The 25,044-nt window shown below is 55.5% G+C and carries 21 protein-coding genes and 1 pseudogene; 13 read left to right on the forward strand and 9 right to left on the reverse strand.

The genetic code is table 11. From position 1 onward, the window contains the following. The first annotated feature begins 69 nt into the window (after positions 1-69). The 4 genes from ACTF5G_RS00860 (at position 70) to ACTF5G_RS00875 (ending at position 3,732) form a co-directional block, all read left to right on the forward strand. On the forward strand, positions 70-549 hold the full coding sequence (locus ACTF5G_RS00860; RefSeq protein WP_438950927.1) for a chemotaxis protein CheW: 480 nt from the start codon (positions 70-72) through the stop codon (positions 547-549). A gap of 196 nt (positions 550-745) precedes the next feature. Then, the gene (locus ACTF5G_RS00865; protein WP_438950928.1) at positions 746-2,446 is read left to right on the forward strand and encodes an alpha/beta fold hydrolase; all 1,701 of its coding nucleotides are present in this window, start codon (positions 746-748) and stop codon (positions 2,444-2,446) included. 19 nt (positions 2,447-2,465) lie between these two features. Further along, on the forward strand, positions 2,466-3,284 hold the full coding sequence (phaZ, locus tag ACTF5G_RS00870) for a poly(3-hydroxyalkanoate) depolymerase (protein WP_438950929.1): 819 nt from the start codon (positions 2,466-2,468) through the stop codon (positions 3,282-3,284). A 31-nt stretch (positions 3,285-3,315) separates the two neighbouring features. Continuing rightward, positions 3,316-3,732 carry a MaoC family dehydratase gene (locus ACTF5G_RS00875; RefSeq protein WP_438950930.1) on the forward strand — a complete coding sequence of 139 codons (417 nt, stop codon included), beginning with the start codon at positions 3,316-3,318 and terminating at the stop codon, positions 3,730-3,732. Positions 3,733-3,744: 12 nt separating this feature from the next. Here ACTF5G_RS00875 and ACTF5G_RS00880 read toward each other — a convergent pair whose 3' ends face one another. Then, positions 3,745-4,791 carry a GlxA family transcriptional regulator gene (locus ACTF5G_RS00880; protein ID WP_438950931.1) on the reverse strand — a complete coding sequence of 349 codons (1,047 nt, stop codon included), beginning with the start codon at positions 4,789-4,791 and terminating at the stop codon, positions 3,745-3,747. Between the two features lie 59 nt (positions 4,792-4,850). Here ACTF5G_RS00880 and ACTF5G_RS00885 point away from each other — a divergent pair, with 59 nt between their 5' ends. The 3 genes from ACTF5G_RS00885 (at position 4,851) to ACTF5G_RS00895 (ending at position 10,279) form a co-directional block, all read left to right on the forward strand. Further along, positions 4,851-6,752 carry a beta-ketoacyl synthase gene (locus tag ACTF5G_RS00885; RefSeq protein ID WP_438950932.1) on the forward strand — a complete coding sequence of 634 codons (1,902 nt, stop codon included), beginning with the start codon at positions 4,851-4,853 and terminating at the stop codon, positions 6,750-6,752. 325 nt (positions 6,753-7,077) lie between these two features. Then, entirely contained in the window at positions 7,078-8,997 is a 1,920-nt protein-coding gene (speA, locus tag ACTF5G_RS00890; protein ID WP_438950933.1) for a biosynthetic arginine decarboxylase, read from the forward strand. A 64-nt stretch (positions 8,998-9,061) separates the two neighbouring features. Beyond that, positions 9,062-10,279, forward strand: coding sequence for a saccharopine dehydrogenase family protein (locus ACTF5G_RS00895; RefSeq protein WP_438951004.1), 1,218 nt, complete (start codon positions 9,062-9,064; stop codon positions 10,277-10,279). 33 nt (positions 10,280-10,312) lie between these two features. Here ACTF5G_RS00895 and ACTF5G_RS00900 read toward each other — a convergent pair whose 3' ends face one another. The 4 genes and pseudogenes from ACTF5G_RS00900 to ACTF5G_RS00915 all read right to left on the reverse strand — a co-directional run. Next, on the reverse strand, positions 10,313-13,888 hold the full coding sequence (locus ACTF5G_RS00900) for an EAL domain-containing protein (RefSeq protein ID WP_438950934.1): 3,576 nt from the start codon (positions 13,886-13,888) through the stop codon (positions 10,313-10,315). Further along, positions 13,885-14,064, reverse strand: a complete 180-nt coding sequence (locus tag ACTF5G_RS00905) for a hypothetical protein (RefSeq protein ID WP_438950935.1) — start codon at positions 14,062-14,064, stop codon at positions 13,885-13,887. The genes ACTF5G_RS00900 and ACTF5G_RS00905 overlap by 4 nt, the downstream gene beginning before the upstream one ends. Then, positions 14,042-15,574: a CHASE domain-containing protein gene (locus tag ACTF5G_RS00910; protein ID WP_438950936.1), complete on the reverse strand. Its 1,533-nt coding sequence runs from the start codon at positions 15,572-15,574 to the stop codon at positions 14,042-14,044. Before ACTF5G_RS00910 ends, ACTF5G_RS00905 begins: the two co-directional genes overlap by 23 nt. A gap of 19 nt (positions 15,575-15,593) precedes the next feature. Next, positions 15,594-15,890 (reverse strand): annotated as a pseudogene (locus ACTF5G_RS00915) (MASE1 domain-containing protein); the annotation flags it as partial. Between the two features lie 342 nt (positions 15,891-16,232). Here ACTF5G_RS00915 and nspC point away from each other — a divergent pair. Together nspC and ACTF5G_RS00925 are read left to right on the forward strand one after the other, a co-directional pair. Then, entirely contained in the window at positions 16,233-17,408 is a 1,176-nt protein-coding gene (nspC, locus tag ACTF5G_RS00920) for a carboxynorspermidine decarboxylase (RefSeq protein WP_438950937.1), read from the forward strand. 155 nt (positions 17,409-17,563) lie between these two features. Further along, positions 17,564-17,851: an encapsulin-associated ferritin-like protein gene (locus ACTF5G_RS00925; RefSeq protein ID WP_438950938.1), complete on the forward strand. Its 288-nt coding sequence runs from the start codon at positions 17,564-17,566 to the stop codon at positions 17,849-17,851. A gap of 63 nt (positions 17,852-17,914) precedes the next feature. Here the strand turns inward: ACTF5G_RS00925 and ubiD are convergent, their stop codons facing one another. Beyond that, a complete protein-coding gene (gene ubiD / locus ACTF5G_RS00930) occupies positions 17,915-19,387 on the reverse strand; it encodes a 4-hydroxy-3-polyprenylbenzoate decarboxylase (RefSeq protein ID WP_438950939.1) in 1,473 nt (490 codons plus the stop codon). A gap of 124 nt (positions 19,388-19,511) precedes the next feature. On the opposite strand from ubiD, the gene ACTF5G_RS00935 reads away from it, so the two are divergent. Next, on the forward strand, positions 19,512-19,871 hold the full coding sequence (locus tag ACTF5G_RS00935) for a DUF2784 domain-containing protein (protein WP_438950940.1): 360 nt from the start codon (positions 19,512-19,514) through the stop codon (positions 19,869-19,871). 2 nt (positions 19,872-19,873) lie between these two features. Continuing rightward, positions 19,874-20,317: a potassium channel family protein gene (locus ACTF5G_RS00940; RefSeq protein WP_438950941.1), complete on the forward strand. Its 444-nt coding sequence runs from the start codon at positions 19,874-19,876 to the stop codon at positions 20,315-20,317. A gap of 14 nt (positions 20,318-20,331) precedes the next feature. On the opposite strand, the gene purU is transcribed toward ACTF5G_RS00940, so the two are convergent. The 3 genes from purU to ACTF5G_RS00955 form a co-directional block, all read right to left on the reverse strand. Next, a complete protein-coding gene (purU, locus tag ACTF5G_RS00945; protein WP_438950942.1) occupies positions 20,332-21,189 on the reverse strand; it encodes a formyltetrahydrofolate deformylase in 858 nt (285 codons plus the stop codon). A 119-nt stretch (positions 21,190-21,308) separates the two neighbouring features. Further along, a complete protein-coding gene (locus tag ACTF5G_RS00950; protein WP_438950943.1) occupies positions 21,309-21,845 on the reverse strand; it encodes an isochorismatase family protein in 537 nt (178 codons plus the stop codon). Next, complete coding sequence (locus tag ACTF5G_RS00955; protein ID WP_438950944.1) at positions 21,839-22,510, reverse strand: TetR/AcrR family transcriptional regulator; 672 nt, start codon at positions 22,508-22,510, stop codon at positions 21,839-21,841. The genes ACTF5G_RS00950 and ACTF5G_RS00955 overlap by 7 nt, the downstream gene beginning before the upstream one ends. 51 nt (positions 22,511-22,561) lie before the next feature. Here ACTF5G_RS00955 and ACTF5G_RS00960 point away from each other — a divergent pair, with 51 nt between their 5' ends. Next, on the forward strand, positions 22,562-24,115 hold the full coding sequence (locus tag ACTF5G_RS00960) for a 4-hydroxyphenylacetate 3-hydroxylase family protein (protein ID WP_438950945.1): 1,554 nt from the start codon (positions 22,562-22,564) through the stop codon (positions 24,113-24,115). 123 nt (positions 24,116-24,238) lie between these two features. Continuing rightward, positions 24,239-24,901: a ribulose-phosphate 3-epimerase gene (rpe, locus tag ACTF5G_RS00965; RefSeq protein ID WP_438950946.1), complete on the forward strand. Its 663-nt coding sequence runs from the start codon at positions 24,239-24,241 to the stop codon at positions 24,899-24,901. Positions 24,902-25,044: the final 143 nt, after the last annotated feature.

Consider the following 25,044-nt stretch of genomic DNA (forward strand, 5'->3'; position numbering starts at 1 on the left):
CCCGGGCAAATGGTACTTCTACGGGAGTGAAAGCCCTGAAAAAAGCTGAATCGATTGAGGGGGCGGGAAGTGAGTAAACCGGTTGCCGATAACCCTTCCCTGTCCTCTGAAGTTGATAGCCTGTTCGTGCCACTCAGCGGGCAAAGCCTGCTGGTTCCCATGACAGCGGTAGCTGAGGTTGTACAGCAGATCGACTGCCAGGCTGATGACCATCAACCTCCCTGGCTCCAAGGCTGGATAAACTGGCGTACCCAGCGAATTCCACTGCTGTCGTTTGAATCGCTTGTCGGTGATGAGCAGATAACGCTGGGTGATCGTGCGATGGCGCTGGTGTTATACCGCATACTGCCGGACGGTTTGAGCCAATTTTATGCCCTGCAAATCCAGGATTTCCCCCATTTGATCAGGTTGGCTGACGACGGCATGTTACAGCAGGTTTCTCTGCCGGCGTTATCGCCCTACGCGCTGATGATGGTGGCGATCGGTGAACAACAGCTATTGATACCTGATCTGGACAAGCTGGAACAGCTTCTCGCCGAGGCGCTCTAGACACAATCTGGCCCCTGCACCCTGTGCTTCTGGTTTATCCGGCCCTGATCGGCATGGCCAGGATGTCTTGTCCGCGACGTTGGGTCAGGCCGGCAAATGAACCCTGTACTATGCGCATCTCTGGTGCTGGTGGTAGAGTACAAATATCTGGTGTCCCTTCCCCGCTTCAAAGTGAGTGTTTTTTGAGGGTGCAATAGTGTCCAAAGAGCGTAAAAAATCGGCTGCCCAGATGCATGAGGAGCTGCTGGCCAAAGCGATTGAGACGACAGTGTCACTCAATCCGCTGGTCGGTGTCAGCACGGAAGACCTCAAGGCGGCTGTCAAGAAAACAGTCAAACAGACGGCGGCACAGCCATCCAAGGTGCTGCGCCACAGCAAGCGGTTTGCCGGTAAGGTCTCCGATATCCTCAAAGGCACGGACAAGTACGAGGGACGCAAGGGCGATAGACGTTTTGATGATCCTTCCTGGGAAGAAAACAAGCTTTATCACAAGCTCAAGCAGGCATATTTTGCCTGGGAAGAGTCGATGGATGAACTGGTGGATGACCTGGATCTGGATGGGCTGGATGAGAGACGGGCTCGTTTTGTCAAGGAAATGCTCACTACCTCCATGGCGCCGACAAATTTTCTCCTGGGCAACCCAAAAGCGCTCAGAAAGGCCATTGAAACCCGTGGCAATAGTTTGCTGAAAGGACTCAAGAACTACGCCCATGATCTGAAAGACAACAACGGCATGCCTGCTCAGGTGGATAAAAGCCAGTTCAAGGTGGGAGCCAATCTGGCAACGACGGAAGGGGCTGTGGTTTTTCGCAATGAGTTGCTCGAACTGATCCAGTACAAGCCACGTACTGACCGGGTGTTCCGCAGGCCGTTATTCATCATCCCTCCCCAGATCAATAAGTTTTACATCTATGATCTGACAGAGGAGAAAAGTTTTTTTCGTTTTTGTCTCGATCAGGGATTTCAGGTATTTGCCGTCAGCTGGAGAAACCCGTCGGACGCTCAGGCGCACTGGGGGATGCAACAATATATCGAAGCGGCTATCGAAGCCGTCGATGCCATCCTCGCTATCACCCGCAGTCAATCAATCAATATAGTCGGCGCCTGTGCCGGCGGGATTACGGCTTCGATTCTGTCTTCCTATCTCAAGCAGACGGGCCGCAAAGTAGTGCATTCTCTGAGTCTGTCCGTCTGTATGCTCAGTATGAGTTCCCGGGAGATGGAGCTGGGTGTATTTACTTCACCGGCATCCCTGCAGGCGGCGCGGATCAAATCCCGGGAAAGGGGTATCTTGGAAGGTGCCGAGCTCGCCCGGGTATTCAGCTGGATGCGCCCCAATGACCTGGTCTGGAATTATCACATCAATAATTATTTGATGGGCGAGGCGCCGCCCGCCTTTGATATTTTGTTCTGGAACAGTGATTCAACCAACTTGCCGGCGGAGTTGCACTGTGACTTCCTGGATATTTATGAACACAATTCACTGGAAACCGGGGAAATGAAAATTGATGGGGTGACCATTGATCTGGCTGCCCTGGATTGCGACAAGTATGTAACCGCCGGATTATCAGACCATATCACGCCCTGGAAAATCTGTTACAAGACGACTCAGATTGTCGGAGGAAACATTAAGTTTGTGCTCAGTTCCAGTGGTCACATTCAAAGCCTGGTCAACCCCCCCTCCAATAACAGGGCGCGTTATTTCAGTAATGAAAACCTCCCCGAGACTGCCGATGAGTGGCTCGAAGGGGCTGAACAGTTTTCGGGTTCCTGGTGGATCGACTGGGCCGACTGGCTCACAGTCCGTTCCGGGGAGCGAAAAGCCGCTCCGAAGGTGCTGGGCAACAAGCGCCTCAAACCCCTGGAGGATGCCCCCGGCACCTATGTCTTCGGCTGAGAGAATTGAGGAGCATCTTGTGAACGTTCAATCCAGCGGATTGCAGGTCTACTGGTTGACCGTTATGGGATTGAGTATTCGCGTCGCTATCAGGCGGGGCGGTGATGATCAGAACAATCCGTTGTTATTACTGAATGCTATCGGTGCCAGTCTTGAGGTTCTGGAAAGCTTCATTGTGGCCATGCCGGGCACCGAGGTGATTATTTTTGATGCCCCCGGTGCAGGGAAGTCAGACGCCCCCATGTTGCCCTGGCGGTTGCACACCTATGCAAGGCTGACCGCAAAAATTCTCGATCAGTTGGGCTATCATCGAAAAGTGGACGTCCTCGGGCTCTCCTGGGGTGGTCCGCTGGCCCAGCAGTTCGCCCGTCAGTACCCCCAGCGCTGCGCAAAGCTGGTGCTCTGTGCCACCAGTTGTGGTTCTGCGATGTTTCCCGGGCATCCATCGATTCTGGCAAAAATGATCAGTCCGCGTCGCTATCTGGACAAAAAGTACATGTCCCGTATTGCCGGCGACCTCTATGGCGGTAAAATGCGCACCGATCCGGCTCAGGTGGAAAAGCATGTGTCCCGGGTGCAGACCACCAGTTCGCGCGGTTACTACTATCAGTTGCTGGCGCTGGCCACCTGGTCGAGTTTGCACTGGTTACACAAAATCGCTATGCCAACGTTGATTGTTCACGGCACTGATGACCCGATCATCCCGCCGGTCAACGCCAAGATTCTCGCCAGCCGGATTCCCAACGCCGAACTGTGGCTGATGAATTGCGGCCATTTGTTCATGCTGACCATGCCAGAGACGGTTGCACCAGCGATCCAGGATTTCCTGGACAGGTAATATTGTCCCCCGACCTTAACGGAATATTTGCATGACTCAATCAATTAGTGGTCAGTCTGACTGGTTTGAGATTACTCAGGCCCAGATCAACCAGTTTGCCGATGCGACCCACGACCATCAGTACCTGCATGTGGATCAGCAGCGAGCGGCAGAAGGCCCGTTCGGTAAAACCATTGCCCATGGGTTTCTCTACCTCTCGATGGTGCCCTACCTGATGCTGGATGATCTGCTGGCCATTATTGGCGATGCGACAGTGATCAACTATGGTGTCAATGGACTGCGTTTTATCTCCCCTGTTCCGGTTGGCAGCCATATTCGTCTCAACTGGCGGGTCCTGTCGGATGAGCCGAGAGGCAAAGGCCGGCTCCTGACGGTGGAGGTTGGCGTAGAAATTCAGCATGATCCAAAACCTGCCATGGTCGCTGAATGGTTACTCTACATTTTGTGATCACACAGGCAGTTAATGCACGCTAAACAGTTTGGCGCGCACGGTCTCACGGTATTTCATCGGTGATGTGCCAAACTGGCGGTGGAAAATTTTGCTGAATGCCGCGGCATCCTGGTAGCCGGAGTGAGCAGCCACTTCAGCCACAGACAGGTTGGATTTCTGCAGTAACTCTCTGGCATTGTTGAGCCTGGTGCGCTGCAGGTATTTAAGTGGTGTCTGGCCCAGCGCATTTTTGAAGCGGCGGTCAAAGGTGCGCATACTGAAGCCAAACTGTCTTGCCACATCGCTAATCCTGATGGGCTTGTTGAAATTATCCTCAAACCAGATCTGTGCCTGCACCACCTGTTCGTCGGGGTGGTGCTCTACATTGTCCGAGAAGTAGCTGGTGGGTTCAAAAGAGCTGCGAATTTCATGGAAAAAGTTACGCTCCACCTGCGTTGCCGCCTGGCGCCCGTACAGTCTCGCCACCAGGTGTACCATCAGCTCCGCCATGGCGTTCACGCTGGCAGCGCAATAGAGATTGCCGGCCTGGGTAATAAAGTACTGTCGTTTCAGTGCGACCAGGGGGTAGTCGCGCTGGAACTGATCAAAATAATGCCAGTGTGTGGTAGCCGGTTGATGGTCCAGCAGTCCCGCTTCAGCGAGAAAACAGACCCCGGTTCCCACGGCGATGACCGTGGCGCCTTCCCTTACCTGATGCTGTAACCAGGGTATGTACTCGCGGTATTTTTGCAGGGCAGGTCTGGGATTTCGCCACAGGGCGGGCAAGCTGATGATGTCACAGTGGTCTATCTCCCCAATCGTTGCCGAGGGACTGATAGCAAAGCCCGAGGGCGACGTGATAGGCCGGTCATCAATCGACAGAGTGGTGGCTGCGATACCGCGGGTGTTCGGGTTGACTGCCCGGTCGGCCGCTTCCGCCGTGCGCAGCATCTCCACTGGCAGGGTAGCGCTGGTAGCCAGCAAATTGTTGTAAAGGAGGGTGCAAACCCGTAGCGGTGGTGGGCGATTAATCGGTTCTTTGGCCATAATGGAAAAATATATGGCTATATCAGACAAAAATCAATCATGAATGCCTGATAGACTGTCTCTATTAGTTCAACTGGATGCAACGCACCATGCAAGCTTTGCCCGTTATTGTCGGTTTTGGTGGCTACAATGCCGCTGGTCGTAGTTCTGGACACCAGGCTTTTCGTCGCACAGTGATTGAGTCGCTGCCCCTCGCAGAGCGCAACAAAACATTGTTGGGGCTGGCCTGCCTGATGGGCCTGGTGAAGTGGGACGGCAGCTCGTACCGTGACAAGGCGGGGCAATCCTATGATGGCGATGCCGTGGCATCGACTTTTGCTGATCAGGTAATGGCTGGCACACTGATTCGGCGTCTGGAAAACACCCTCTACAACCCCGAAGAAATCACTGGCCACAAACGTGTGGAAATGCAGCAACACGACGAGAGCGGTGTGCGGTTTACCCTGAGCCGCAGGGATATGCCGGCGCAGATTCCCGAACACTGGAGTGTGCGTCCGCTTGAGGACGGCAGTTTTGAAATTCACTCTCGGGATAGCGCAGAATTTCTGGTGCCGGTGCAGACCGAGCAGCTGGCCAAAGCCGCCGGGCAGCTACCCTCCGGGTTTGATCCCGCAGCGCAATACAGCTCCAGATTTCACCCGCGTGGGCTGCAGTTGGCATTGCTGGGTGCCAGTGATGCCATTCATTCCGTCGGTGTCCCCTGGGAACAGATCGTCGCCGCCGTTCATCCGGATGAAATTGGTGTGTATGGTTCCAGTGTGTTTGGGCAGCTGGCACCAGAAGGTTTTGGCGGCTTATTGCAAAGTCGTTTGCGCAGTGAGCGGACCTCCTCCAAACAGCTGGCGTTGGGGCTCAATACCATGCCGGCAGATTTTGTGAATGCCTATGTGTTGGGTAGCGTTGGGCATACCGAGGCGATTACGGGGGCCTGCGCTTCCTTTCTGTATGTGCTGCAGGCAGCCGTGCGGGATATCCGCAGCGGTAGACGCCGTGTTGCGGTGGTGGGGAATGCCGAAGCCAGTCTGACACCGGAGATCTTTGAAGGCTTTACCAATATGGGTGCCCTGGGCACCGACGAGGGGCTTTGCAAGCTGGATGGTTCCAGCCTCCCGGATTGGCGGCGAGCCAGTCGGCCTTTTGGTGAAAATTGTGGCTTCACTCTGGCAGAGGGAACCCAGTATGTGGTGTTGATGGACGATGCGCTGGCCGTAGAGTTGGGTGCCGATATTCACGGTGCTGTGCCCGAGGTCTTTATCAATGCCGATGGCCTAAAGAAATCCATCTCCGCACCCGGCGTAGGCAACTACGTTTCATTTGCCAAGGCTGTCGCAGCGGCGATGGTAATCCTCGGTGAGGACACGGTCAAGAATAACAGTTTTATCCATGCCCACGGTTCCAGTACGCCGGCCAACCGCGTTACCGAATCAGAAATTTTCAACCGGGTCGCTGCCGTTTTCGGAATCAGCGACTGGCCCGTGGCGGCGGTCAAGGCCTATGTTGGCCACACTATTGCGTCCGCCAGTGGCGATCAGTTGATGTCGGCACTGGGCACCTTTAAATACCAGTTGATTCCGGGTATCAAAACAATCGATCGGGTTGCATCCGATGTTTGCCAAACCCACACCTCCTTTCCTCTGCAGGATAGGGATGTCAAAGATCGGGGGATGGATCTGGCGCTGATCAACTCCAAGGGTTTTGGCGGCAACAATGCAACGGCCGTGGTCATCTCCCCCCGCAAGGTTGAGGAAATGCTGAGCCGTCGTCACGCAGCGGCAATGGACGATTACCGCCTGCGCCTTGAACAGACCCACCAGCGGGCAGTGGATTATGCGTTGCGGGCAGACCGGGCTGAGCTCGATGTCATTTACCGGTTTGGCGAGCAGATCATTGATGACAGCGCCATTCAACTTGGCCGCGATGGCTTGACAATGCCGGGTTTTGGCAAAGCGGTGATATTCGACAAGTCGAATCCCTGGGCGGACATGAGTTAGTTGCCTTCCGATATTGCACAGCATGTTTGCCGCTTGTCCATACGCTGTGGCAAGCATGCTCATGACCCCGACAAAAAGTTCGGTCGGAATTTCAAGTCGGCTCCTTTAGAATGACCTTTCCCTGCGGTGCTTTTTTTGTGAAAGTGGCGCCCCCGTCAGTCTGGTTGCGAAATCGTGACGCTGCGTTTTTCGTGCGGGCCCGCCGGGACGATTGGTATCGTTTTTAATGTTCTGCCGAAGGTTAGCTGGAATGACGTTGACATATTCCGGTGATGTACGGCAGTGAGACAAAGAGCAATATAGCAACTATCTCGGAGTGATTATCTTGAATGATCATCAAGGCGGCAGCTGGTCCATTGCGGATTCGGCGAGTCTGTATGGCGTCAATGATTGGGGTGCCGGTTACTTTGGTCTTTCCGGGAAAGGCGAAATAACGGTCATTGCGCCTCACAGTGGGCGCTCCCACCAGATTTCCCTGCTCGATATTGTTGCCGGTCTGGAACAGCGTGGCCATGCCATGCCAGTGTTGCTGCGGATTGAAAATCTGCTTGACCAGCGGATCACCTATCTCAACGAGAGTTTTGCCGATGCCATCCGCCTGATGAACTACCAGGGCGAGTACCGCGGTGTATTCCCCATCAAGGTGAATCAACAGTGTCATGTGGTGGAAGAGATCGCCAAATTTGGCAATCAGTATCATCACGGCCTCGAGGCGGGCAGCAAGGCGGAGCTGATTATCGCCATGTCACACCTGCAGGATCGTGAGGCCTGTATTATCTGTAACGGTTACAAGGATGCCGAGTTTATTCAGCTTGGCCTGCATGCGAGAAAGCTGGGTCTGAAGTGTTTCTTTGTCATCGAGACCCCCTCGGAGCTGGGAATTATTCTGGAACAGAGCAAACGCCTCGGTATCGAACCGTTGATCGGTGTCCGCCTGAAACTGGCTGCCAAGGTTGAGGGCCACTGGTTTGAAGACAGTGGTGATCGCTCACTATTCGGCCTGACCGTGACTCAGCTGGTGGATGTGCTGGACCGGTTGCGTGAAGCGGACATGCTGCATTGCCTGCAATTGATGCACTATCACATCGGTTCCCAGATCCCGAATATTCGCAATATCCGCGATGGGGTTCAGGAAGCCTGTCGCTACTACGTGGATCTGGTGAAAGAGGGTGCCCCGCTCGGCCATCTGGATCTGGGTGGCGGTCTGGCAGTGGACTATACCGGTGCCCGTACCAACGAAACCCACAGCAAGAACTACTCGCTGGAGGAGTACTGTGTCGATATCGTGGAAACCATCACTGAGGCGCTCAACAACAGCGATATCCCTCACCCGACCCTGATTACCGAGTCGGGACGAGCCACCGTGGCCTACTCCTCGGTGCTGCTGTTCAATATTCTCGACGTGAGTTATTTCAAGTCCAGCGGTATTCCCGACCAGTTGCCGGATGACTGTACTGAATCGCTCGATAATCTCTGGGCAACCCTGCAGTCGCTGAATGACACCAATCTCCAGGAATGTTGTAACGATGCGGCACACTATCGGGAGGACATGCGGCGCATGTTTCGTCAGGGGCAGGTACAGCTGCGCGAACTTGCACTGGCGGAAAACCTGTACCTGGAAGTATTGCAGCGCACCCGCCTGTTGTTGCCCTCGTTGCGGCGTATTCCGCCGGAGCTGGCCAATCTGGATGAGGCGCTGGCGGATATTTACTACGGCAATTTCAGCCTGTTCCAGTCGCTGCCGGATTCCTGGGCGATCGATCAGATTTTTCCGGTCATGCCGATCCATCGGTTGGATGAAGCGCCTCTCAACAAGGCGATTATTGCCGACCTGACCTGTGATTCCGATGGCAAACTCGATTTATTTGCCAATGCCGATGGCGAAACCCGCACTCTGCCGTTGCATGACCTCAAAGAGGGTGAGGAATATTACCTCGGTGTTTTTCTGGTGGGCGCCTACCAGGAGACCCTCGGCGACCTGCACAACCTGTTTGGCGACACCCATGTGGTGAGTGTTCGTATCGATGGCGAGGGACAGTTTGAATTTGTCGAAGAGATTCAGGGCGACACTATTGGCGATGTGCTGAGTTATGTGGAATACAATCCCAAAGAGTTGTATGAAAAATTTCGTATCTCCGCCGAGACCGCTGTGCGCTTGGGCAGTATCAGTGTGGTGGAACGTCAGCGGATGTTAAAGACCTTCAGTAACAGCCTGAATGGTTACACCTATTTTGAGCGTGACTGATTGTTTTAGATCAATCCGTTTTTGACCATGGGCTGGTCGGCGGTACGGGTAAAGTATCTGCGGACTGGCCAGCAGAGAAGTTGAGGAGTTCAGCATGGCAAAAGTACTGATTATCGGTGCCGGTGGTGTCGGTGGCGTCGTGACCCACAAGTGCGCGCAATTGCCGGAGGTATTCGAGGAGATAGTCCTAGCCAGTCGCACCGAGGCAAAATGCCGGCATATCGCCTCGCAGCTCAGTCGGCCCATTGAAACTGCCCAGGTGGATGCGGACAATGTGCCGGAACTGGTGGCGCTGATCAATCGCGTCAAACCGGACCTGGTGATCAATGTGGCGCTGCCCTATCAGGACCTGACTATCATGGACGCCTGTCTTGAAGCGGGCGTCAACTACCTGGATACTGCCAACTACGAACCGCTGGATACCGCCAAATTCGAGTACAGCTGGCAGTGGGCCTATCAGGACAAATTCAAAAATGCCGGTTTGATGGCGTTGCTCGGTTCCGGTTTTGACCCCGGCGCCACCAACGTGTTTACCGCCTATATTGCCAAGCACTACTTTGATGAAATCCACACCCTGGACATCATTGATGTCAACGGTGGCGATCATGGCTATCCGTTTGCCACGAATTTCAATCCTGAAATCAATATCCGCGAAGTGACCGCCGAGTGTCGCCATTGGGAAAACGGTGAATTTGTCACCACCCCGGCGATGTCCACCAGTCAGTCCTTCACCTGTCCGGATGGCGTCGGCACTTACAATATCTATCGCATGTACCACGAGGAGCTGGAGTCACTGGTGAAAAATTTCCCCAGCCTCAAGCGCGCCCAGTTCTGGATGAGCTTTGGTGAGAGCTACCTGAAACATCTGGAGGTGTTGGGCAATGTCGGCATGACCGGGATCGAGCCGGTGGCGTTCAATGGCCAGCAGATTGTGCCGATCCAGTTTCTCAAGCATTTGCTGCCCGATCCGGCTAGCCTCGGCCCGCGCACCAAGGGCAAGACCTGCATCGGCTGCGTGGTCACCGGGGTGAAAGACGGCAAGCCGAAAACTGTTTACCTCTATAACATCTGCGATCACCAGGCCTGCTATGCCGAGGTGCAGTCTCAGGCCATTTCCTACACCACCGGCGTGCCGGCCATGATCGGCGCCAAGATGATGCTGGAAGGCAAGTGGCTGCAACCGGGCGTGTGGAACATGGAACAGATGGACCCCGACCCCTTTATGGCTGACATGAATAAGTACGGGTTGCCCTGGACGGTGATTGAGGACTACCAGGCCTGATTGCAGGATGGGATAAACCGGTACTCTGCCGGCTCAGGGTTTCAGGACAACTGTTGCTTGCGTAGCAGGCCGTGCTTTCTGCTCCAGCAACAGGGCTTTAAATGACTCCCCGGCCATGGGTTTGGCAAACAGGTAACCCTGGGCATAATCACAACCTGCCGCGGCCAGCAGATCCCGCTGTTCACCGGTTTCCACCCCCTTGGCGATCACTTCTATACCCAGCTTGTGGGCCATCACAATAATGGCCTCGCACAGGGCCAGGTCTTCATTGCCGGGGTGCAGGTTGCTGACAAAGATCTTGTCAATTTTCAGGTAATCAATATCAAATTTTTTCAGGTAGGACAGTGACGAGTAGCCAGTGCCAAAATCATCCAGAGCCACCTGAATACTGTCATCCCGGAAGGCCAGCAACTGTTCGGTAACAATGCTACGGTGTTCGAGCAGCAGTCCCTCGGTAATTTCCAGTACCACCGCCTGCCCCGGTAGCCCCTGATCAAACATCGACTCACGCCACAGTTGAAACACGGTTTTACTGCGGTTGTTCAGCTGCACCGGTGAGACATTCATGCTGATCTGGAATTGTGGATGGTAATTCGCGCGCAGAGCCTGTGACATCAGCGCGACATCTTCAAACAGGCGATCGCCAATCAGATGGATAAGGCCGGTTTCTTCGGCAATCGGGATAAAGGTATCCGGCCCAATCAATCCTTCGACAGGGTGTTGCCAGCGCATCAGGGCTTCGGCCTTGTGGATATTGCCGGTACGCAAATCGATAATCGGCTGATAGGCGACCCACAGCTCGTGCTTTTCCAGCCCCGTCCGCAGGTCATTGACGATCCGCATTCGCTTGAGGGCAGATTCCTGCATGGACGGGGTGAAATATTGATAGCCATTGCGCCCCTCTTTTTTGGCCGCATACATGGCCTGATCAGCATTTTTCAGCAGCCCCTCAATGTCTGTCGCATCCTCGGGGTAAAGTGTGACACCAATACTGGCACTGACAAATGCCACGTCATTGCCGAGCTGATAGGGTTCGGGCAACCGTTTCAACAGGCTGGCCAATACCCGCTCAATGGTTGCACGCTCTTCCAGTTCGCTGAGAATGATGATGAGCTCATCACCGCCAAGGCGGGCTACGGTGTCCGTATCACGGATGCAGTGACTGATTCTGCCGGCCGCTTCAATCAGTAGCTGATCGCCTTTTTCGTGGCCCAGTGTATCGTTGATCTCCTTGAAATGATCAAGATCGATGAACAGTACGGCCATTGACAATGATGAGCGGTGAGATTTTTTAATTTCCTGCCCCAGACGATAGTAAAACATCCGGCGATTGGGCAGTTCGGTCAAAGGGTCAAAGTTGGCCTTTTCCCAGATGAGCTGTTCATTGGCTTTCTTTTCAGTGATATCGGAGAACTGGGCCACCCACCGATGGACCGATCCGTCGGGATTATAGACTGCGTTGATGGAGAGCCACTCGGCAAAAATTTCGCCATTTTTCCGTTTGTTCCACAGCTCCCCTTCCCAGTGTCCGGTGCTTTTCATCGCTTCCCACATACGCTCATAAAAGCTCGCCGGATGCTTGCCGGAGCCCAATATACTGGAGTTGTGGCCAACGACATCCTGGCTGGTATAACCGGTCATGATGGTAAACGTCTGGTTAACATCAATGATGATGCCGGTCGCGTCGGTGACCATCATCGCTTCATTACTGTTCTGGTAGACCAGTCCTGCCAGCCTGAGGGCCTCCTCGTTTTCCTTGCGGCTGTGGATATCGCTGGTGATACCGTGCCAGAGTGTACTGCCGTCGCTGAGCCTTTCCGGAACCGCATCGCAGAGCCGCCACTCGGAGGCTGTTTCTGACAGTATGACCCGGAATTCTGCATGCAATGGACAGAGCTCATCGGCCGAAATGCGTATCTGGGTCTTCAGGCGGTTCACATCATCCGGATGAACGCGCTGGAAAGCCACCGATGCATCAACTGCCACGTCAGCGGCTTCCAGGCCGAGAATGTTTTTGATGGCCGGGCTGCACCAGGGAATAAGGCTGGTATTGTCGGGAAACAGTTGAAACTGGAAAATCATACCGGGGGCCTGCGCGGCCAGCTTCATCAACAGGTTATAGCTCTGCTGTTGTTTTTCGATGGCTAGCTTGCGCTGGGTAATATCCCGCACAGTGCCCTTCAGCCGGGTAATGCGGTGGCGGCTGTTTCGTACGGCTTTAGCGATAAATCGCAACCAGACAAGCTGTCCATCCCTGGTAAGAGAGAGTTCGAGGTCGACGGCTTTGCCTTCATCGAGGCACTTTTCCAGCGATGTTTGCAGAGTGGTGCGATCGGTGTCACCAAACAGCGAATAGAGCAGTGAAAAGCTGGGTGCAACGTTATTGGCAAGACCAAAATTTTCACAGGTTTGCTGCGTCCACTGCAGGGTTTCCGAGTCACAGTCGTATTCCCAGCCACCCACCAGCGCGATACGGCTCACCTCATTGAGCGCGCCTTCACTCTTGCGCAGGGCCTGTTCTGCCGTCTGCTGATCTTCCAGCACACCCAGCAATGCCAGTCGAGCCTGGGTTGATTCATTGAGTAGGCGGGTCGTCTCGCGGTGGGCAGCTTCCATGTCCTGTTCAAACTCTTTCCTCGGATTGATATTGGTGAGGGTGGCGAGCATGCGAGAGGGGCCTCCTCGCTCATCCCATGCAACCAGCTTGCTGAGTGACGCAACCCAGATCCAGTGACCCCTTTTATCCCTGATGCGAAACTCCTGATAGAGCTCGCCGGGCCGTTTGCGCACACTGTTACTCAGGTAGCCCCGGTAGGTGTCCAGAACCTTCTGTCGGTCATCCGGGTGAATCCGGGCGAACGCATTGCTGCGCGTTTCGTGGAGCTGGTCGGGACTGCGTCCCATAATCCGGTTGTAGCCTTCATTGACAACCAGCCTGCCGCTCTGGAGATCAATGTCCAGCAGGCCGAGCCCGGCGGCGGCCAATGCCAGCCGGAGTCGCTCTTCGTTTTCTTCCAGGCGGCTGGCGCTTTGCTCCTGCTGCAGCCGTTTTACCATCAGCATCCCCAGCAGCACCGTCGCAATGGGGTAAACCAGCATTATAGGCAATGTGATCGCCATCAGTACCTCGCTTGCCAGGCTTCCGGGCAGGGTCAGCATTAGTGCCAGCATGAGGATGTGCGCCACAATGCCAAGACTGTAAAGCTCTGACCAGCCCAGCGTGGACAGATTGGCGACTCTAAAGTGTCGCCACAATAGCCCCAGTGTGCCGCAGGCGAGAATCACCGAGACGCCGGTCCAGGCTCCCGCACCACCCTGATAAAGCCGGAAGAGAGAGGCGATTATCACGGTAACGATCGTCGGCAAGGGGCCAAAAAACAGGCCGGTCAGCGTCACCAGCACCGATCGGGTATCAAACTGGATACCCGGTGTGAAGGTAAAGGGAGACAGCATCAGTGCGACGGCGATGCTGCCCATGATGAGGCCGACAGCGACTTGACGGAGGGACGGTCTTACCGGAGGCTGAGGGGTTCGACTGACGTCATAAATCAATACCACCGCCAGTAACAGGGTTGCATTTTGCAGGATTGGCAGGAAGGCCGCGCTCATGAGGTTTCGTCCCGGTCGTCATAGCGGGGGGCCTGGCCCATCTGTTCGAGCAATTGATTCACCTCACGTTTTAGCTCAAGGGTGCGTGATTCCCTGCCAAGTGTTGCCTCCTGCCAGCGGCGCAACTCATCGAGCCGCTGCTTGAGGCCGGCCTCAAGCTCTCTGTGGGGTGACATCCCGGGCAATTCGAGTGGCGCCAATGACGCTGCCGTCACTGCTGATAATCGGGGTATAGCTGACTTCAAAGACCTTCGTCCGGCCTGCCAGGGAAACTTTTTTGCTGGTTCTGGTGGGATCCCCGGCCAGAGCTTTTTTGATATTGCTGCGAATATCACTGGCGTATTCCATGTCGGCACTGGATCTGGGTGGCATGCTGTCGATAACCTGACCCACTTGGGGATTCGTCTCGAACACTTGCTGAACGTATTCAGCGTAGGCCGGGTTGAATGTCGTGATTTTGAACTCGGTATCCACGGCAGCGACCTGGTCGCCCGTGCTGTCAATAATCGCATTCAGCAACTCCCTGCTGTTGCGTATGACACGGTGCTGTTGATCGGTCGCCAGTTGATAAGCTCTGCTGCTGAGCACGGCAAAAGCGACCAGTAATCCCGCCAGCAGGGAGAAGCCGATGTAACTCCAGCGCACCATACGGTTGATGGCCTCTCTCCCGACTGCAATATCGAGTCGCCAGATCTGATCGGCCACGCGGATGCTGTGGCTCCAGGCGGGCAGGGTATCGGCAGGCAGTGCCCCGGCCAGTAGCGTCTGGTCGCCGTCGTTCGAGAAGCCAGTGATCTGATAACGAAGTTGATTAGCCCGGGCGGCGAGATCAAATGGCAGAAACAGCTGTCTGAAATCAATGATACCGATCACAAAGCCCTTGATCCCGTCCTGCCGCTCAGAAGCCCTGTCCACCTCGGGTTCAAACACAGGGATAAACAACACCAGTACATTGGTGAGAGAGGGATGCAGGTTGATAATCCGGGCAGTAGCCTCCCCGGTACGAATGGCGGTGTTTATGGCACGGCGGCGATCATCAAAATGGCCGTGATCAAGCCCCACCGAGTTGAAAGTAGCGTCTTCTGAAATGGCACTGAATTGAACCGGATAATAATCCTCCCCCGCCGGTGCGCTGATTTTTTGCCAATCCTCATCCACGGTGCTGATGGCAAATTTGCTTGTGCCCTGCGCACGCTCCCCGGCCTCAAAGCCCTGCCGCTGATTGGCGGCAACGCGCGGTGCCCAGTCGACCCGCACAATATGGGGCTGACTCGAGATATGCTCGCTGAAGCGAAGAAATTCTTCCTCTGTTACCCGTTCGCTTGCAGAGAAAAAGGACTGCACTGCGTAGAGTGGCGAAATCTTCTCCTTCAGAGTCAGGAAGCTCAGGTCCGTGAGTGTTTGCACCTGTTGGGAAAGCTTGGCTCTGGCTTCTGCCAGTTCAAGTCGTGACAGGGTCATACTGCCTGCTACTACCAGTATCGTGGTCATCAACAGCGGCAACAGAAACCGGTAACGTGGCATGGCGCCGGGCTGGTTGCTGGGCCAGAGTAAAAGCAACAGGGGGGCAAACAGAACCACCCCGACGGAATCGCCTGCCCACCATAGTAACCACTGCTGGGCCACATCGTCGGCAGACAGCATGTCCAGCATATAGCGGGCGGCGATGCCAATAGTGGGTGACATTAAGGCAGGCTAGTGGACCTGCCGACAATAAAAAATGCCACTCGCGACCGGATACAACCGATAATGTCTGCCGGTCGAGGTAGGGCCTTGCCAGGGTTGCGCCGAGCAGCGCCTGTAGCGTTACCCCGGCAGCAGTGGGTGCCAGCATCGGGTCTGACAGGAAAGCCCCCAGCAATAGGCCGGGCCAGAAGCGCTGTCCGCCGATCAATAACACGGCAACTGCCAGCCCGGCCGGAAGCCAGAGAGGGGATGCAGGCCCTGTGGAGAGTTGAAGAAGCAGTGATGCTTTGGCCGCGGTGAAGTACAGTACTGCCACGGCGGCGGTGTAGCCAATCCATTGACTGACAGAACGACTGATAGCTGGGGTTGTCGTAGGGCGGGCCCTCTGCGTTGATCACCCACTCGCGGTTCAGTTGCATCCATGATGAAATATCTTCTCAATGTGCGTTTGTCCGTTAAAAGCGAAACGCAAGCCAGCCGCGGCACATTGCGTTATCACCGAACCACAGTTTAGCAGTACCTGTGCGGTTATCCAGCTTTTGAAAGGCGTATAATGGCGCGTTTTGGTGTAGTGCCGGAGTGGTGGTGTCCGGTGGTTAAAGCCGGTTAGCCGTTTTTGTCGGCTGCAGGAGTTTCAGTTTTGATAGGTGATAAAGCAATGACAGAGGCTGCAAAAAACGCGCTGGAAACCTTTGATCCCGGCCGAGTGCCTTCACCCTGTTTTGTGGTGGATGAAGTGGCGGTGGAGCGGAATCTTAAAATTCTGCATCGGGTACAGGAAGAAAGTGGCGCGAAGGTACTGGCGGCCCTGAAAGCATTTTCCCTTTGGCGATTGGCACCGCTGGTGGCCAGATACCTGTCCGGCACCTGCGCCAGTGGGTTGCATGAGGCGAAGCTTGGGCGAGAGGAGTACGGTGGCGAAGTGCATGTGTTTTCGGCGGCCTACACCGAACAGGATCTACGGGAAATCCTCAAGCTGGCTGACCATATAGTGTTCAACTCATTCGGTCAATGGCAGCGTTTCCAGCCACTGTTGCAGGAAGCCAGAAAAGCCCGCCCGGGTTTGCGCTTTGGTCTGCGTATCAACCCCCAGCACTCCGAGGGCGATGTGCCCATCTATGATCCCTGTGCCCCCTGCTCCCGGCTGGGTATTCCCCTGTCGCAATTCGAGGGGCAATCCCTGGAGAGTATTACCGGGCTGCATTTTCATACCCTCTGTGAACAGGATGTGGAACCCCTGAAGCGGACTCTGCTGGCGGTGGAGGAGAAATTCGGACACCTGTTGCCACAGATAGAGTGGGTCAATTTTGGCGGTGGCCATCACATTACCGAGCCGGGTTATCAGGTGGATGAGTTGATCGAGCTGATCAGGGATTTCAGCGCCCGCTACAAGGTGCAGGTATTTCTCGAGCCCGGCGAAGCGGTCGCGATTCACACCGGGGTGCTGGTCACCGAGGTGTTGGATTTGAGCTGGAACGATATGCCACAGGCAATTCTCGATACCTCGGCCACCTGTCATATGCCAGATATTCTGGAGATGCCCTACCGTCCGACCGTCAACGGTGCCGGGTTGCCCAGCGAATTGTCCCACACCTACCGGCTTGGTGGCATGACCTGTCTGGCGGGGGATGTGATCGGCGATTACAGCTTTGCGTCACCTCTCGAAGTGGGGCAGCGACTGGTCTTTGATGATATGAGCCATTACACCATGGTCAAAACGACGACATTCAATGGCATCAATTTGCCCTCGATTGCCCTGTGGAATCCGGAAACCGATCAGTTGCAGATGATCCGCCAATTTGGTTATGAAGATTTCAAGCAACGCCTGAGCTGATCGGACGTATTATGGTGACAGTGTGGTGCAGAGCAGGGCTTGCTGGAAACTGCCCCCGCTATTTGATTTCGTCGCTGGCAGTCGCTAGATTGATAGTCGGCCAAACGGATTAATCACAGAAATCGTTTAATCAGACATACACAGGAGATGCCAATATGGCCAATGAAGGTTACCACGAACCCATTAATGAATTGTCCGACAAAACCCGGGATATGCACCGTGCCATCACCTCACTGATGGAGGAGCTGGAGGCCGTTGACTGGTACAACCAGCGAGTGGATGCCTGCAAGGATCCCGAGCTGAAAGCCATTCTTGCCCACAACCGCGATGAGGAGAAAGAACACGCCGCGATGGTGCTGGAGTGGATTCGCCGCCAGGATCCCGCGTTTGATCACGAACTGAAAGACTATCTGTTTACCGACAAATCCATTGCCCACAAGTAAACAGGTGCCTGAGTGATTGGAAGAGGCGCCCTACTGTCGTCTCTTCCGGCGCTCAGCCCGGGATCAGTCTTTTTCGATCCCCAGAGATGCCCAGATATCGTCGATTCTGTTCTTGACCTCGGGATTCATCGCAATAGGGCGGCCCCATTCGCGGTTAGTCTCGCCGGGGAATTTGTTGGTGGCGTCAAAGCCGATTTTTGAGCCGAGGCCGGAGACCGGTGACGCAAAATCCAGATAGTCGATAGGGGTGTTGTCGACAATCACCGTATCCCGTCGCGGATCCATGCGGGTCGTCATGGCCCAGATCACATCCTGCCAGTCCCTGGCATTGATATCGTCATCGGTGACCACCACAAATTTGGTGTACATGAATTGCCGCAAAAATGACCATACTCCCATCATTACCCGCTTGGCATGGCCGGGGTATTGTTTCTTCATGGTGACCACGGCCATCCGGTAGGAGCAACCCTCGGGTGGCAGATAAAAGTCGACTATTTCCGGGAACTGTTTTTTCAGGATGGGTACAAACACCTCGTTCAGTGCCACGCCCAGAATCGCGGGTTCATCCGGTGGTCTGCCGGTGTAGGTGCTGTGGTAGATGGGGTTGTGACGATGGGTGATGCGCTCCACGGTGAATACCGGAAACCGGTCCACCTCGTTGTAGTAACCGGTGTGGTCGCCAAAAGGTCCCTCATCGGCCATTTCATCGGGGTAGAGATAACCCTCGAGAATGAATTCCGCACTGGCGGGCACCTGAAGGTCGCTGCCCAGGCATTTGACCACCCGGGTTTTCTCGCCGCGCAATAGCCCGGCGAAGGCGTACTCAGAGAGGGTGTCAGGCACTGGGGTGACGGCCCCCAGAATGGTGGCCGGGTCTGCGCCCAGCGCGACAGCTATCGGGAAGGGTTCGCCCGGGTGTGCCAGTTGCCAGTCGCGGAAATCCAGTGCCCCGCCGCGATGGGACAGCCAGCGCATGATCAGCTTGTTTTTGCCGATCACCTGTTGCCGGTAGATACCCAGATTCTGGCGTTCTTTTTCCGGTCCCTGGGTAATCACCAGGGGCCAGGTGATCAGCGGGCCTGCGTCGCCGGGCCAGCAGGTCTGGATGGGCAGTTTACCTAGATCTACTTCGGTGCCTTCAATAATCACTTCCTGACAGGGTGCATTTTTTACCACCTTGGCGGGCATATTCAGAATGGGTTTGAATTTATGGCGTTTCTCCCAAAGATCCCGAACGCCTTTTGGCGGTTCCGGTTCCCGCAGAAAGGCCAGCAGTTCGCCCACCTCGCGCAGGGCGGTGACACTCTCCTGGCCCATACCCATCGCGACCCGTTCCGGTGTGCCAAACAGGTTGCCCAATACCGGGATATCAAAGCCCCTGGGGTTTTCGAACAATAGCGCCGGACCACCGGCGCGCAGGGTTCGGTCACAGATTTCGGTCATTTCCAGATAGGGGTCGATTTCCACGGAGATACGTTTGAGCTCGCCGCGTTGCTCCAGAAACTGAATAAATTCTCGCAGGTCGGAATACGTCATAAGTGTGCCTGAACAATAACTCCGGCAAGTGTTACGGCAACGGTTGGCGAATGCAATAACTCTAATGATGTGCGGCGCCGTTGGGGTAGATGCAAAACCCGGTTATTGGCGTTACATTAGTTCCATGGCTTACCCTTTTCTGATTGTGTTTGTGGCAATAGTACATTTCGGTTTTGTGCTGTTTGTGATCGCCGGCGGTTTGCTGGTCTTTCAGTGGCCCGTGTTACTCTGGTGGCACCTGGTCGGGGCACTGTATGGCATCTCGATTATGCTGGTGGGCTGGCGTTGCCCGCTAACCAGGCTGGAGGCCTGGTTGCGCGAGCGGCGTGGCGAGCGACTGGTAACCCAGTGGGAGTTTCTGCGCCACTACCTCTGGTCCCATATCGGTTTGCGGGGCAACGAGTGGTTTATTACGGTGGTATTGATGATGGCAATGGTGCTGTTCAACTACCGGGCATATCGGTTTGTCATCGTGGGGAGTTAGGGTTGACAGAGCTTGCTGGTGTCTTTGGCTTCAACTCGGTGGTGGTTGCCCTGGCTGTGCTGATTCACTATGAAGTGTTGTCGCGCCTCGCGACGCTTCTGCCAAGACTGGATATCCGGCCACGGTTGCGGGTCCTGGTGGCAATTTTTGTGGCATTTGTTGCCCACGTGGCGGAGATATGGGTTTTTGCCTCGGCCTACTACCTGCTGCTGCAATCGGGGGGCAGTGCTTTGGGCGGCAACTTTGACGGTTCGCTGCTGGATTGTGTGTATTTCTCTTTCAGCAACTACACGTCGCTCGGTTATGGCGACATCGAACCATTCGGTCATATTCGTTTTCTGGCGGTACTGGAAGCCCTTATCGGCCTTATCCTGATCGGCTGGACCGCATCCTTCATGTACATCGAGATGCAGAAGTTCTGGATGTCGGGAAAAAACGGTCGCTGATAGCGTAAACCGGGCTATTCAAAAACGATGGTTTTGTTGCCGTGCAATAACACGCGATCCTCGAGGTGATAACGCAGGCCTTTGGCCAGTACATTTTTTTCCACATCCTTGCCCTTGCGCACCAGATCCGGAACGCTGTCGTGATGACTGATGCGAACCACATCCTGCTCAATGATCGGTCCGGCGTCCAGGTCACTGGTCACATAGTGGCAGGTGGCGCCAATCAGCTTCACGCCTCTTTCTGCCGCCTGGTGGTAGGGCTTCGCCCCGACAAAGGCCGGCAGAAAGCTGTGGTGGATGTTGATGATCTGTCCCGGGTAGTTGGCACAAATTTCCGTCGGCAGGATTTGCATGTAGCGGGCCAGTACGATGACATCCGCCCTGCTCTGGGCAATTTGCGTTGCCACGTCTGCAAAGTGCGCAGCCCTGTCACGCTGATCCACCGGAATGTGGTGGTAGGGAATATTGTGCCAGCTCACATAACTACGCAGCTCGTCGTGGTTGGAGATCACACAGGGAACATCAAACTGCATTTCACCGCTGCGCCAGCGGTACAAAAGGTCAGACAGGCAGTGAGCCTGGGTGCTGGCCATCAATACCACCCGCTTTGCTTTACTGGTATCCGTCAACCGCCACTGCATATTGTATTGCTGCGCTAGGGGAGCGAAGCGGGCAGTGAGTTCCTCCGCGCCATAGGGTAGGGAATCTGCGGCAATCACCTGGCGCATAAAGAACCAGTTGCTATCGGGGTCCCGGTAGTAGTTGGCTTCGGTCAGCAGGCCGCCCTCGCTGGCGAGGAATGAGCTCACTGCGGCCACGAGGCCAACCCGGTCCGGGCAGGATATGATCAGACGAAAACTGTGTGTGTTCATGGGTGTTCGGGCTGGGGTTAGCGAAACTCGACTGTGGCATATTTGCGGGTGAATTTCACCCGCCACGCCAAAAAAGTACGGGACTTTGGCGCTGGTATTACCGGGCCGGTTTTCTTTGATTATTTCAGCGGTTGCAGCAGGTCGCGAAACCGGGGGTGTTCAGCGCTTCCCAGCCATTCAAAAATTACCATTTCGGCGGTGACGATTTCAGTGCCGTGGTGGGCCATTCTGGCAATGGCAGCCTCGCGATCATGCGGTTTTCGGGAGCCGACCGCATCGCTCACCAGGTAGACTTTTTTGCCCGCCTCCCTGAGCCCAAGCACGGTTTGCAGGACGCAGACATGGCTTTCACAGCCACCGATCACCCACTGCTGACGGCTGCCAGCCAGTGCCAGCAGTTGTCCGGTTTTAACTGCATTAAAGGTCATCTTTTCCAGAACCGTCTCCCCCTCACGGGCGGCCAATGTTGGCGTTGTGGCACCAAGGCCCCGGGGATACTGTTCGGTGTAAACGACGGGTATACCCAGGGTTCTGGCCGATTGAATGAGTCGTTCGAGGTTGCGGACGACCTGTTCGCCCTGATTGATGGCCGGTAACAGTCGGGCCTGCATATCAATGACCAGCAGCAGGGATTGCGTCGGGTCAATTGTCAGCATGCGGTTTCTCCACAAATCCGGCTGGCCAGTGTGTCGGAAAAACTGGCCATCATCTGCTCGGCGCTGGCATTGAAAATCCTGATACGGCCGGTATGTGCCAGCAACAGCAGGCCCGTGGCGTAGGCGAATACGCTGGCCGTTATTTCGCTGGCACGGGCTGCACTGGCATTCATGGCCAGTGCGGCATCCGCCATGGGTTGCAGGCCGGATTGCAGCTGTTGATTGAGTTCGATATCCCTCGCCCGGCCGAGTCCCTTGGGCTTCATACCGCCGCGGAACAGGTAAAAACCCAGATCGAGGTCGCCGGGATTATTTCGATAGTAATTAAAAAACGCCATGGCGGAGGCCTTGAATTGCAGAGCGGGGTTGTCGGCCTGCTGGATGGCGGACTCGATTTCGGCCTTCAGCCGCCCTAATGACTGGCTCAGCAGTTCCGCATAGACCACCTCTTTGGAGTCGAAGTGGAAGTACAGGGCGGCGGGAGTGTATCCGGCCTGTTTGGCGATAGCGCGCAAACTCGCCCCCTCGAGGCCTTCCGTCTCGAACACCCGGCGGGCCGCGAGCAGAATGCTGTCCCGTTTCAGTTCGCGGCTGACCGGGGAGCGCCTGCTTTTGGCGATGGGGCGAGGTTTCGTGATGGGTTGCTTGGTCGGCGAAGTTGGCATGGCGGACAGACTCAGCTTGGTTTGACATAAAAATTTTAACAGTGTTAGATTATGTCTGCAAAGAACCACTTGAGAGATTATTCCATGCTGATGACAGCGGCTGAGTATCGTGAATCCCTGCGGCGCTATCAACCGAGGGTATTTATCAATGGCAGGCAGGTGGACAGTGTGGCGGATGAGCCACTGTTGGCCCCGGGTATTGCGGCGGTAGGCGTGACCTATGACTTTGCCTGCAATCTTCGCCATGCAGCATTGATGACCGCGACCCAGAGCACCTCCGGTAAGCAGGTCAACCGCATGTTGCATATCAATGAAACTGCCACCGATCTGCTGAGCAAACTGGAGGCGGTCAGGTTGGTGTGTGCTGAATCCGGTTGTGCCCAGCGCTATCTGTCCCAGGACGGTCTGAATGCGCTGTTTCAGTCAACCCACCTGACGGATGCCAATCACGGCACCGATTACCACTCGCGTTTTCTCGCTTACCTGCATGAAGTTCAGCAACAGGATCTCACCCTGGGCGTGGCCATGACCGATGCCAAGGGCGACCGGTCCCGGCGACCTGGCCAGCAGGAAAATCCGGATACCTATGTGCATATCGTGGAGCGCCGGGTGGACGGGATTGTCATCAGTGGCACCAAAGCGATTGTTACCGGCGGACCCTACATGCATGAGTTTCTGGTGATGCCCTGTCGCACTCACACGGAAGAAGATGCCGACTTTGCTGTGGCCTGTGCTGTGCCGGTCGACGCGCCGGGGATTACCATCGTAGCCCGGCCCGCAGGTCGGCCCGGCGAGAGCGCGGCAAAATTCTCGGCCAAATATGGCCAGTCAACCGGCGTGGTCATTTTCGACAAGGTCTTCGTGCCCCACGAGCGGGTGTTTCTGGCGGGTGAATACGAGGAGGGTGGTTTTTTGACCACCAGTTATGCCACCCACCACCGTCATTCCTGTATTGGTGCCCGGGCCGGTTTTGGTGATTTATTGATCGGTGCCGGCGCGCTGATCACCGAGGCCAACGGTCTGGATCCGGATCGCCACGGTCATATTCGGGATGCCATGGTGGAGCTGATCACCATCACCGAAAGCTTTTTTGCCTGTGGTGTGGCCGCTTCGGTTTACTGCGTGCAGGACCCTGCCGGCGTGGCGATGCCGGACCCGGTTTTTGCCAATATCGGCAAGCTGTTGCTGGCCACCAAGATTTATGACATGCACAAACTGGCGCATTATGTGTCCGGCGGGTTGATCGTCTCCCTGCCCGGCCCCGATGAAGATCACAATCCTGAAACCGCCGCATCACTGGCCGCTGTACTGGGTGGTCGACCGGATATTCCGGCGGCACAGCGCTTCGAAGTGGCCCGGTTTATCGAGGATCTGACGGCTTCGCATCAGGGTGGCTGGTACTCGGTGATCTCGCTGCACGGCGGCGGCTCACCCGAGGCCATGAAGCGCGAGATCTGGCGCAACTACCCCGTCTATGAAAAGCAGAGTCTGGTGGAGCGATTGCTGGATCGCGGCGTGCTCGACGAGGGGCAGCGTCCTTCAAGACAGCCCGGCCGCTGCTGTATCAAGGGCTGTGACATGCCCGAGTCGCCGCCCGGAAAGTAGTGCACGGTTGTCGCTGGCAGAATCCTGCAGTCGCCGTGTATCAGGAGTCACTGTGTATCAGATTGCGACTAGGTCTGTTGTGCGGCATAGTAAGCCGCCATTGATCAGCACACAGGCCTTACCATGACAGACTATCTGATAGCGCCCTCCATTCTCTCGGCTGATTTTGCCCGACTGGGGGAGGAGGTGGACGCGGTTCTCGCAGCGGGCGCCGATGTTGTCCATTTCGACGTGATGGACAACCACTATGTGCCGAATTTGACCATTGGCCCCATGGTTTGCAAGGCGTTGCGCAGCTACGGGATCGATGCACCAATCGATGTGCATCTGATGGTGGAGCCAGTGGATCAGCTGATCGGCGACTTTGCCGAGGCCGGTGCCAGCTGGATTACCTTTCACCCGGAGGCGTCAAGACATGTGGATCGTTCGCTGCAGTTAATTCGCGATGCCGGCTGCAAAGCCGGGTTGGTGCTCAACCCGGCCACCAGTCTCGAGCAGGTCAGGTATGTACTGGACAAGGTCGATATACTTCTGCTGATGTCGGTCAATCCGGGTTTTGGAGGACAGAAATTTATTCCCGCGACACTCGGTAAATTGCGTGAGGCGAGAGCGCTGATTGACACCAGTGGTTGCGATATCCGGCTGGAAATTGACGGTGGTGTGACGGTCGACAATATCCGCGCGATTGCCGATGCCGGTGCCGATACATTTGTCGCCGGTTCGGCTATTTTCGGTGCCGATAGCTACGTCGCTGCCATTGCGGCCATGCGGTCTGTATTGCGTTGAATGGTCGATGACTTTGCAGGTTCTGGTGAATCCATTAGAATGCGCCCTCTGACTGTTGGAGGGATCTGTGGTATCCGGTAGCGGCCAATCTTGTAGTTCTTCTGCACACCTCAGCTGGCGATGGCGCAGTTGCTGAAACCCGC

The sequence above is a fragment of the Porticoccus sp. genome (assembly GCF_965660005.1).
GTDB lineage: Bacteria > Pseudomonadota > Gammaproteobacteria > Pseudomonadales > Porticoccaceae > Porticoccus.